General features: G+C 31.0%; 9 protein-coding genes. 6 read left to right on the top strand and 3 right to left on the bottom strand.

From position 1 onward, the window contains the following. Nucleotides 1–31 precede the first annotated feature (31 nt). From JOD41_RS04105 to pyk, 6 genes are all read left to right on the top strand, one after another. Nucleotides 32–1,075 (top strand): peptidylprolyl isomerase, encoded by a 1,044-nt coding sequence (locus JOD41_RS04105; protein ID WP_205051694.1) that lies wholly within the window; start codon nt 32–34, stop codon nt 1,073–1,075. Between the two features lie 169 nt (nt 1,076–1,244). Further along, a complete protein-coding gene (whiA, locus tag JOD41_RS04110) occupies nt 1,245–2,180 on the top strand; it encodes a DNA-binding protein WhiA (protein WP_205051695.1) in 936 nt (311 codons plus the stop codon). Nucleotide 2,181: 1 nt separating this feature from the next. Next, on the top strand, nt 2,182–2,448 hold the full coding sequence (locus JOD41_RS04115; RefSeq protein ID WP_156702860.1) for an HPr family phosphocarrier protein: 267 nt from the start codon (nt 2,182–2,184) through the stop codon (nt 2,446–2,448). 168 nt (nt 2,449–2,616) lie between these two features. Then, a complete protein-coding gene (locus tag JOD41_RS04120) occupies nt 2,617–6,042 on the top strand; it encodes a DNA polymerase III subunit alpha (protein ID WP_205051696.1) in 3,426 nt (1,141 codons plus the stop codon). A 6-nt stretch (nt 6,043–6,048) separates the two neighbouring features. Beyond that, nucleotides 6,049–7,002, top strand: coding sequence for an ATP-dependent 6-phosphofructokinase (locus tag JOD41_RS04125; RefSeq protein ID WP_205051697.1), 954 nt, complete (start codon nt 6,049–6,051; stop codon nt 7,000–7,002). A gap of 8 nt (nt 7,003–7,010) precedes the next feature. Next, on the top strand, nt 7,011–8,744 hold the full coding sequence (pyk, locus tag JOD41_RS04130; protein ID WP_205051698.1) for a pyruvate kinase: 1,734 nt from the start codon (nt 7,011–7,013) through the stop codon (nt 8,742–8,744). A gap of 43 nt (nt 8,745–8,787) precedes the next feature. On the opposite strand, the gene JOD41_RS04135 is transcribed toward pyk, so the two are convergent. The 3 genes from JOD41_RS04135 to JOD41_RS04145 all read right to left on the bottom strand — a co-directional run bounded on the left by JOD41_RS04135 (nt 8,788) and on the right by JOD41_RS04145 (nt 11,490). Further along, on the bottom strand, nt 8,788–9,516 hold the full coding sequence (locus JOD41_RS04135) for a putative ABC transporter permease (RefSeq protein WP_205051699.1): 729 nt from the start codon (nt 9,514–9,516) through the stop codon (nt 8,788–8,790). Further along, the gene (locus JOD41_RS04140; protein WP_205051700.1) at nt 9,513–9,983 is read right to left on the bottom strand and encodes an HD domain-containing protein; all 471 of its coding nucleotides are present in this window, start codon (nt 9,981–9,983) and stop codon (nt 9,513–9,515) included. Before JOD41_RS04140 ends, JOD41_RS04135 begins: the two co-directional genes overlap by 4 nt. A 175-nt stretch (nt 9,984–10,158) precedes the next feature. Beyond that, on the bottom strand, nt 10,159–11,490 hold the full coding sequence (locus tag JOD41_RS04145; protein WP_205051701.1) for a hypothetical protein: 1,332 nt from the start codon (nt 11,488–11,490) through the stop codon (nt 10,159–10,161). Nucleotides 11,491–11,509: the final 19 nt, after the last annotated feature.

Genomic DNA, 11,509 nt, shown 5'->3' on the forward strand with positions numbered 1-11,509 from the left:
TAATTAAAAAATTAAAAGTAAGGAGAAAAATATGAATTTTAAAAAATTTAGTAAATTAGCAGTAGCTATTGCCCTAGCTGGAACTTTAGTAGCTTGCAATGGCAAAAAAGAAGGAGTAGCAGCAAGTGTTGGTGGAGTTGATATTCCAATGGATGATTATTATAAATCTTATGCAGCAAGAGTTAACCAACTTACTTCAATGTATGGCGAAGAAATTCTACAAAATAAACAAGATGGAAAAAAATCCACTGATGAGCTTTTAAGAGAACAAGCAATTACAGATTTGACAACAACTGAAGCAGTAAAACAAGATGCAGAAAAATCAAAAATCACTGTAAGTGAAGAAGAAGTTAACAAGAGAATTGAAGAAATTCAAAAACAACTTGGTGGTGAAGAAGCTTTTAATAATTTCTTAAAACAAAATGGTCTTCCTAAGGATTATGTTGTTGAAAACATGAAAGATCAAATGTTAGTTGGAAAGTACACTAAGGAAAAAAATGATGAGCTTCAACCAAGTGAAGAAGAAGTAAAAAAATATTATGAAGATAATAAGGACAAATTCTACAAAGCTAAAGCATCTCATATTTTAGTTGATGATTTAAAAGAAGCTAATATTCTTAGAAAAAAAATCCTAAAGGGAGAAGATTTTGCAAAAGTTGCAAAGGAAAATTCAAAGGACACTGGCTCTGCTAAAAATGGTGGATCACTTGGTGAATTTACAAATGGTCAAATGGTAAAAGTTTTTGACGATCAAATTGCAAAGATGAAAGTTGGAGATATTTCTGAACCAATTCAATCACAATATGGATACCATGTTATTAAACTAGAAGAAAAAACTCCTCGTAAATTTGATGAAGTTAAGGGAGAAATAAAACAAACACTTCAACAAGAAAAGTTCAAAGAATATATTGATAAAGTTAAAAAAGATGCAAAAATTAAAATTTATGTAGATACTAAAAAAGAAGTTGAACTTCCTGATGAATTTAAAAACTTTGGTAAAATAGAAAAAGAAAACAGCGCAAAAACTAAGGATGCTGCAAAAGAAAATACAAAAACTGAAAGTAAAACAAAATAATAATTGAAATTTTATAAATTTTAATTTATAATTAAAAACCTGTGCTGAGTCTTGTAAAAATTTACAAGTCTGAGACAGGTTTTTTCTTTTATTAAAAGTATTTATATTAAATATATTTTTATAAATCTGTTATAATAAAGTAAAAGGATTTCAGTAGTGAGGTGAAGCAATGAGCTTTTCGTCTGAAGTTAAGGATGAGGTTGCAAAGATAAAAGTTGATAGTTATGAAATTATTCTATCTGAACTTGCAGGTATAACTCCCATGTGTGGAGTTTTAAATTTCAAAAATAATAAAATTTCAATGGAATATATCACAGAAAACGCACCTGTAGCCAGAAGGGTTTTTACCTTTTTGAGAAGATCTTTTGGATTTGATGTTGAAGTAAAAAATGCAAAATCAACTCAACTTAAAAAAAATGTATTTATTATATATATATCTCAAGATGAGTCTTGCAGGTTATTACTTGATGAGTTAAAATATATAAAGGGTGCAAGCGTATTTATGATTAATTATGCGCCCACTGATCTCGTAAAAACTGTGAATGAAAAAAAGGCATACATACGTGGTGCTTTTATGGGTTCAGGTTCCATTACAAATCCAAAAAAAGGATATCATTTAGAATTTGTCTCTGAAAACGAATCCAATGCATATTTTTTAATGGATGTAATTAATGAATTTGGATTTAATTCTAAAATTATTATGAGAAAGGAAAAGTACATAGTCTACATTAAGGACTCAGAACAAATTTCAGATTTTCTATCTCTCATTGGAGCTTATAATTCTGTTTTAAAGTACGAAAATATTAGAGTTATAAAGGAAATGAGAAATAATGTCAACAGAATTGTAAATTGTGAGACTGCAAATTTAAATAAAACTGTAAAGTCATCCTATGATCAAGTTGAAGATATTAAGTTAATCGATAGAGAGATTGGTTTAGATAATTTAGATGAGGATCTCAAAGAAGTTGCAATTTTAAGGCTCAATAATAGATCTATGAGCTTAAATGATATTGCAAATTCTCTAGATTCCAAAGTTTCAAAGTCCACTGTTAATTATAGATTTAAAAAACTTAGGAAAATTGCTAATAAGTTGAGGGGTGTGTGAAATGACAAACAAAAAAGTCGTACTTAATAATAATGATGGGCTTCATGCAAGAGCTGCTGCACTTTTTGTAAGAGAAGCAAATAAGTTTGCAGCTGATATAAATTTAGAGGCACATGGCGATAAAGTTAATGGCAAGTCTATTATTGGCATTATGTCTTTAGGTGCTTTTTCTGGTGAAGAAGTTATTATTGAAGCCATAGGCGCCGATGAAGAAGAAGCTGTTGAAAGACTATCTCACATAGTTGAAAAAGAATTTATAAATCTTTAATAAATATTTTACTTTTTGGAGTTTTGCATTGTCGAAACTCTTTTTTCATGCCCTTTTAATTGCTTTCCTGCTTTGATAAAATATAGGAAAGATTAACTTATATATATAAGTATAAAATTTTGGAATAAATTTTTATTAATGATTAAAGAATAGATTAAGGATGATTCTATGAATAATTTTGTGCATTTGCACCTTCACAGCGAATATTCTCTCTTAGATGGTTCAACGAGAATAAATCTTTTGCCAAAAAGAGTAAAGGAACTTGGTATGGATGCTGTGGCTTTAACTGATCATGGAAATATGTATGGTGCCATTGCCTTTTATAAAGCCTGCAAGGACCAAGGTGTAAAACCAATTTTAGGTTGCGAGGTCTATGTTTCAGAAAAAGATATGACTATTAAGGATAAGACCAATAAGAGGTTTCACTTAATACTTTTGGCAGAAAATAACCAAGGATTTAAAAATATTATGAAAATTGTATCTCTAGCTTTTGTTGATGGATATTATTACAAGCCTAGAGTTGATAAAGAAGTTTTAAAAAAATATTCTAAGGGCATTATTGCAACTTCAGCTTGTCTTGGTGGAGAAGTTCAAAGATTTATTTTAGATAGAGACCTTGATGCGGCAAAGGCTGCTGCTCTTGAATACAGAGAAATTTTTGGAGAAAATAATTTTTTCTTGGAGCTTCAAGATCATGGCATGCCAGAACAAGCTCGTGTAAATCGTGAACTTATAAAAATTTCAGAAGAATTAAATTTCCCCCTTACTGTATCAAATGATGTCCACTACTTAGATAGAGATGATGCAAAAAGTCACGATGTCCTTTTGTGCATTCAAACGGGAAAGACAATTAACGAAGAAAATAGAATGAAATTTCCCTCAGATGAATTTTATTTAAAATCTCCAGATGAAATGGCAGCAATTTTCCCTGAAAATAAAGATGCCCTTGAAAACACTGTAAAAATTGCCAATAGATGTAATGTTGATATAAAATTTCACGAGCAACATCTTCCTGAATTTACAGTACCAGAGGGCTACACTCATGAAGAATATTTAAAAAAACTTGCCACTGAAGGAATGTATAACCGCTACGAAAATTTTACTGATGATATAAAAGAAAGATTTGATTTTGAATTTAATACTATAAAAAATATGGGCTTTGTGGACTATTTTTTAATAGTTTGGGATTTTATAAGATATGCTAGAAAACATGAAATTCAAGTTGGACCAGGAAGGGGTTCTGCAGCAGGCAGTATTGTTTCTTATTGCCTTGGTATAACAGATGTTGATCCTCTAAAATTCAATCTTCTATTTGAAAGATTTTTAAATCCAGAGAGAGTTTCTATGCCAGATATTGACATTGACTTCTGTTATGAAAGACGTGAAGAAGTAATTGAATATGTAAATAGAAAATATGGAGAATCTCATGTTGCGCAAATTGTAACTTTTGGAACAATGGCTGCGAGAAATGCCATAAGAGATGTTGGTCGTGCTCTTGATATGTCCTATGCAAAGGTGGACTATATTGCAAAGCAAGTTCCACAAGCTCTTAACATGACTCTTGAAAAGGCACTGGAAATTTCTGAAACTTTTAAGGGAATTTATGACTCTGAAGAGGAATCAAGATTATTAATTGACATGGCACTAAAACTTGAAGGACTTCCAAGACACACTTCCACTCACGCGGCTGGTGTAGTTATTTCAAAGGACGAGCTAACAGAATATGTTCCCCTAACTAGAAATGATAAAATAATTGCAACTCAGTTTAACATGATTGAACTTGAAGAGTTAGGGCTTTTAAAAATGGATTTCTTGGGACTTAGGACACTAACTGTTATTCGCGATGCAATAAATTTAATAAGAGAAAATGAAGGTAAGACTATTTCCTTTGAAAAATTTGACTATAATGACCCTGAGGTTTTAAAGATGTTTGCAAAATCAGAAACCCTTGGAGTATTTCAATTTGAATCTTCTGGCATGAGAGCCTTCTTAAAAGAATTAAAGCCAGATGAATTTTCTGATTTAGTTGCAGCCAATGCCCTTTTTAGACCAGGACCAATGAAACAAATTCCAAAATTTGTAGCTTCAAAACACGATAAGAGTAAAATTTCTTACATTCATCCAAAACTTGAACCAATTCTTAAATCTACTTACGGCTGTATTGTCTACCAAGAACAGGTAATGCAAATTGTTCAACAAATTGGTGGCTATTCTCTTGGCAGAGCTGATATTGTAAGACGTGCTATATCAAAGAAAAAAATGAAGGTCATGGAAGAAGAAAGACAGAACTTCATTTATGGAAATGAAAAAGAAGGAGTTTGCGGTGCTATTGCCAATGGAGTAGATGAAAAATCTGCCAATGAGATTTACGACTTAATAATTGATTTTGCTGACTACGCCTTTAATAAATCTCACTCCGTTGCTTATTCTGTAGTTGCCTATAGAACTGCTTGGCTAAAATATTATTATCCAAGAGAATTTATGGCAGCACAAATTTCCACATACACTAATGATATAAAACAGGTAAGTCTTTATATAGAAGAGATAAAAAGACTTGGTATAGACATTTTGCCGCCTAATATAAATTACTCTTTCAAAAATTTTACTGTTGAAAATAAAAAAATTCGCTTTGGCTTAAAAGCTGTAAAAAATGTTGGAGACAATTTAATTGATGTAATTGTAAGAGGAAGAGACAAGGGTAAGTATAAATCACTAAAGGATTTTGTAGATAAAATTAATGCAATAGATAAATCTGCCCTAAATAAAAGGGCAGTGGAAGCTCTTATAAGATGTGGTGCCATGGATGATTTTGAAGGCAATAGAGCTCAGTATCTTGCAATTTATGAAAGTGTTTTGTCATCTTCATCAAGCACTGCAAAAAACAATGTCCTTGGACAATTTTCTCTTTTTGAAAATACAAATGTAAGTGAAGATCTTCCTATACTTCGAGACTTTAAGCAAAAGGATAAACTTGACATGGAAAAAGAAGTTATTGGCATGTATATATCTGGTCATCCACTAGATCCTTATAGAGAAATAATTGAAAAATCCACTAATATTAACACAAACCAAATATTTGAAAAGTATAGAGAAAATCTTTTGAAGTATAGTAAGGTAAAAGTCGGCGGAATTTTAAAGTCCAAAAAAACTATGATTACAAAAAATAATAAAATGATGGCCTTTGCAGCTTTAGAAGATCTTTTTGGCACAATTGAACTTGTAATTTTCCCAAATGTTTTTTCAAAATACAAGGATTTAATTGATGACGAAAATGTAGTCTTTGTTGAGGGTCATTTTCAAGAATCAGAAGTTGAAGAACCAAAAATTTTAGTAGATGCCATTTCAAAAATTAAGATGCCAACAAAAAATAAACTATACATTTCCATTGACTCCATGAAAAATCCAATTGTTGTTGAAATGAAAAATGTTTTAAAAGAATATGAAGGAAACACGCCAGTTATATTTTTTGAAGAAGATACTAGAAGGGCCTTTGGAACGGAATCAAACTTGTGGATTGACTCTACATCCTTTGATGAAATTAAAAATAGGCTGTCAGTTTTTACTAAGAGTAGAGAAAAAATTATTTTAAAGTAGGTGCTTATGAGAATTGCAATTTTAACAAGTGGTGGAGATGCCCCAGGCATGAATGCTGCAATAAGAGCAGTGACTAGAACTTCAATATATGAAGGAATAGAAGTTTTTGGCATAAAGGGTGGCTACGAAGGCTTAATAGATGCCAAATTTGAAAAATTAATACAGTCTTCTGTGGCAGACATTATACAAAGAGGTGGAACAATTTTATCAACTTCCAGGTCAGAAAGATTTATGACAGAAGAGGGATTAGAAAAGGCAATTTCTTCTCTTAAAATTTTTGAAATAGATGCCCTTATTGTCCTTGGTGGCGATGGAAGTTTACATGGAGCAAAAATTTTAAAAGAACATGGAATAAATGTTATTGGAATTCCATGTTCCATTGACAACGATCTTGCCTACACAGATTATACAATTGGATTTATGACGGCTGTAGAAACTGTTACAGAAGCAGTAAGTCATATTAGAGATACAACAGAGGCTCTTGGTCGAGCTAATGTAGTTGAAGTAATGGGTAGAAACTGTGGCGACATTGCTCTTTATTCTGGAGTTTCTTCTGGTGCAGAATCAATAATTGTTCCTGAAATTCCCCTAGATATAAATGAAATTGCAGAAAAAGCTATTATGGGCAAGAATAGGGGCAAAAAGCACCACATAATTATTATGTCAGAAGGTTGTGGATCTGCCTTTGATTTCGCAAAAGAATTTGAAAAACTTACAGGTATTGACACAAGAGTAACTGTCCTTGGATATATACAAAGAGGAGGAACTCCAAGTATAGCTGATAGAATTTTGGCATCTGAGTTTGGATACTTGGCTGTAAAAGAAGCAAAAAAAGGAAATTCACTTGCCCTTGGTTATAAAGATGGAAAAGTAATAAAAATGAGTTTTGACGAAATTTTTAATGTTAAAAAAGTTTTTAGAAAAGATCTTTTAGAAATATTAAAAACTGTTTCAATATGAGGTGATTTATGAAAAAGACAAAAATTGTTGCCACAATTGGTCCTTCAAGTGAAAGTGAAGAAATATTAAAAAAATTATTCCTAGAAGGAGTAAATGTGGCAAGACTTAATTTTTCTCATGGAAGTCATGAAGAACACAAGATAAAAATTGACAGAATAAAAAAATTAAGGCGAGAGATGGATCTTCCCATTGGAATAATGCTAGACACCAAGGGACCAGAAATTAGACTGGGAGATATTGATGGCGAAGTTATTTTAAATAGTGGCGAAGAATTTATTTTAACTAATAAAGATTTAGTGGGCAATGAAAAAATTTCTAGCATCTCTTATAAAGAACTTTATAAAGATGTAAAAGAAGGAGATAAAATTTTAATTGACGACGGACTTGTGGAGTTACTTGTAAAAGAAATTCGCGGAGAAGAAATAGTTACAGAAGTAGAAAATTCTGGTGCTATTTCTTCACACAAGGGAGTTAATGTGCCTGGTGCAAATCTAAATCTTCCAGCTCTTACAGAAAGAGACATCGAAGATATAAGATTTGGCATTAAGGAAGACATTGATTTTATTGCGGCATCCTTTGTAAGGTCCAGAGAAGATGTCCTAGCCATAAGAAAAGTTCTCGAAGAGGAAAGGGACTATACAACAAAAATAATTTCAAAAATTGAATCTAAGAGAGCAGTGGAATTAATTGACGAGATAATTGAAGTTTCTGACGGAATTATGGTTGCTAGAGGAGATCTTGGCGTTGAAATCGAAACAGAAGCTGTTCCAATTGTGCAAAAAGAAATTATAAAAAAATGTAATATAGTTGGAAAATCTGTAATTACTGCAACACAAATGCTTGACTCCATGATAAGAAACCCAAGACCAACTCGTGCAGAGACCAATGATGTTGCCAATGCAGTTCTTGATGGTACAAGTGCAGTAATGCTTTCTGGCGAAACTGCAAGTGGAAAATATCCAATAGAATCAGTTGTTACAATGAGAAAAATTTTGGAGTACACAGAAAATACTATTGACCACGATAAAATTTTGGAAAATAGAATAAGAGATGTGGAAAAATCTATGACTAACGCCATAGGAAAAAGTGCCTGTGTAATTGCAAGAGATCTTGGAGCAGAAGCAATAATTACGGCAACAACTTCAGGCAACACTTCAAGAGCAATTGCAAAATTTAGACCAGAGACGCCAATAATTGCCTCAACACCCTTTGAGAAAATTAAAAATCAACTTAGTCTTGTCTGGGGAATCACACCAGTAAAAGTTTTAAACTTTAAGGATACGGATAATTTAATTGACGCATCAATGGAAATTGCAGTTAAAAAAGGCTTTATAAAATCTGGAGACTTAGTTGTCCTTACAGCAGGAGTACCTGCAGGTATTGCTGGCTCAACAAATCTTCTTAAAATTGAAAATGTTTCAGAAATTTTGGGAAGAGGTACAGCAATTGGCAAAAAGAAAAAGAAGGCAAGGGCAATAGTAGCGAATACCTTTGAAGATTTGGAAGAAAATTTTAAAAGTAAAGATATAATTATTTGCAATGGAACAGATGGAAGAATGATTCCTTACATGGAAAAGTCTTCAGGATTTGTAACAGAAGAAGCAGGTTTCACATCAAATGGAGCTGTGGCAGCAATTTCTATGGATAAAACTGCCATAGTTGGCGTAAAAAATATAAGAGAAAAAATAAAAACTGGAGACATAATCACAATTGATCCAATAGATGGAACTGTGAGAAGGTAAATAATTTTACAAAATAAAAAGAAAAAAAGACCTAAGTGATTTATTAGAAATTATCACTAAAGAGGTCTTTTATTTTTGTGTTCTTAATTCTTTTTAAATTTTCTTCTCTATCTTTTAAAGATGAATTAAAATTTTCAAATTTTATTTTAAACTTTTTAGATTCTGACATTAATTTTAAATTTGTTAGCCTTTCTGACTCGTTTAGATAAGCAAAATAATTTTCGCTTCTAATTTTTAAATTGCAGTAAATTTTATCTAAGCCCTTAGAAAAATCAAGCAGGTGATTTAAAGTTATAATAATATCCATAGCAAAAAATGCAGTAAATATTAAGGCTAGAGAGTCAATAATTCTATCTTCAGCTGCTGATAAAAATAGTAACATAACTGGAGTAAAATGCTTTACGATAATAATATTTGCCATTCCAAAAATCAAAAGACCATATAGGCAAACTCTACTTTTAATTTGGAAGGGATAGTCGCTGTAGTCCCACCATTTTTGATGAAAAAATTTCTCCAAAAAATATCCAATAATATATTCTATTGTGCAGGATAAAAGGGCAGAGTAAATAAAAATGTATAGACTTGACTGAAAATCTCTAAGCATTAAGTAAGAAATTGTTGCGCCAATGCCATAGATTGGGCAGGTCGGTCCAATTAAAAATCCTCTGTTATACAATTTATCTAGTTCTATTGTTGAGCAGGGGAAACTTTCCCAGCACCAGCCAATAAAGGAGTAGATAAAAAATATTAGATATAATTCTGAAATTCTCATAAATTTTCAAAACCCACTTTCATAGATCTTCTCTTTATAGTTTCCACAGCAGAAACATATTTGTCAGAGAAAGTTACAATCCAAGATTCTAAATACATTGGTGGAAGAATAGTTAGGGGAAACATGTGCTTTACTATTATGTCTCTTTCAATTCGATTTAAATTTAATTCACTTTTCGCATTTTTATAGGCCTTCATAGGATGAGTAAAACCGTGGATTAATCTTTCCCTTTTGCCATCGTGCCAATCGTATAGGAAATAATCGTGAAGAAGGGAGCCTCTAATCATTGAGTCCATATCTACATCTAAATTATATTTTTCTGCTATTTCAATAGATTTTTTTGCAACAGAAATAACATGAGTATAGACTGAAGTGTTGCCATGTTGTATGAAATTTTTTGTTTCTTTAAATCTCGTATTCTCATTTAAAAAGGCGATGATTTCTTGAAGTTTTTCTTTGTTATTCATAAAATCTCCTCATTGTTATCTTAAACTATAAAAGTAAAAATATTTCAAAGTTTTTGTTAAATTTTTAAAACAATACAAATTTTATGCCTTAATTATATGTCTTTTATAGATTAATTTTTAAAAATTTTAATTGGCAAAAAAATAAAAGCCATATTGCTATGACTTTTATATTTTACTAAAATTTTGTTTCAAAGTAAAATCTCTTTTCTTTATCTGACAAAATATCTGTAAGTTCTATGAGTTTTGAACTTTCTTTGTCAACTGTTATTAAAGAGCTTGCCTTTTCAAAATTAGAAGGACTTAGAGAATATCTCTCTGCAATTTTTTTGATTTCATCTTCTTTTTTTGTCGTAAATTCATAAATTACCTTGTCTTTTCTCTTTAAAATTGTTGGATTAGTATTTACAGAATTTAAAAATTCAGACAAGTTTTCTCTAGTAAGTGATTTTTTAATTTCATCAAGTGAATAATTTTCAGCTGAAGCCTTTTTACCTTTAAGGTTAAGGTCTTCTAGTTTGACATTTATTTTTTCGCTGTTAACATCCCAAGGATTTTCATTAAGTCCACTTATAAGGTCCTTGTATTTTTCGTTAGTAGATATAATTTTTTGACCTTCATTTTTTTCAGCTGGCCTTTCAAGATTTACTTTAGCTTCAGGATTTGGCTCAATATTTTTTTCTTCATTTTTTATATTTTCTTTAGATTCATAAGTATAGAGGTCAAGTTTTTCAATTGGCTTATAAACTTTTTTAGGCTTAGACTCAGTTTTTTCAGCTGGCCTTTCAAGATTTACTTTAGCTTCAGGCTTTGGCTCAATATTTTTTTCTTCATTTTTTACATTATCTTTAGATCCATAAGTATCAAGGTCAAGTTTTTCAATTGGTTTATAAACCTTTTTAGGCTTAGTTTCAGTTTTTTCAGCTGGCTTTACAAAATTTTCTTTTGATTCAAGCTTTGAATCAACTTTATCCACTTTAGGCTCAGGCTTTTTAAGAGGTTCATTAACTTTTTCCTTAGCCTCTTCTATTTTTGGCTCAACTTTTTCAGCCTTAGCTTGGACTTTTGGCTCAACCTTTTCTACAGTCTTAGCTTGGACTTTTGGCTCAACTTTTTCTACAGTCTTTTCAACTTTTTCAACCTTAGTATCAAGTTTTTTATCTTCAATTTTATTAGCAGGAGCTTTTTTTACTTCTTCTAAATCTGTTTTTCTTTTTTCTCTTCTCTTTTTAGCACGATCTTTCTTTCTGGAACCATCATATTTTTGTTCATCTTGTTTTTCAAAAGATTTAGTAGAATCATTTTTACTTATATTATCTTCTTTGACCTCAGAAGTTTTTAAAGAATTTTCAGAATCTTTAAGCAATTCTTCCCTATGTACTTTTTCAGCAGAAGTTTTTTCTCTAGCTTCAATAGATTTTTTTTCTCCAGGAGTATTTTTATTTTGATTTTTTCTCCACATAATATAGCAAACGATTACAATAATGGCAATAACAATAAATAAGCCCATAATAACACCTCCAATTAAA

It is taken from the genome of Peptoniphilus gorbachii, assembly GCF_016908115.1.
Lineage (GTDB): Bacteria > Bacillota > Clostridia > Tissierellales > Peptoniphilaceae > Peptoniphilus_A > Peptoniphilus_A gorbachii.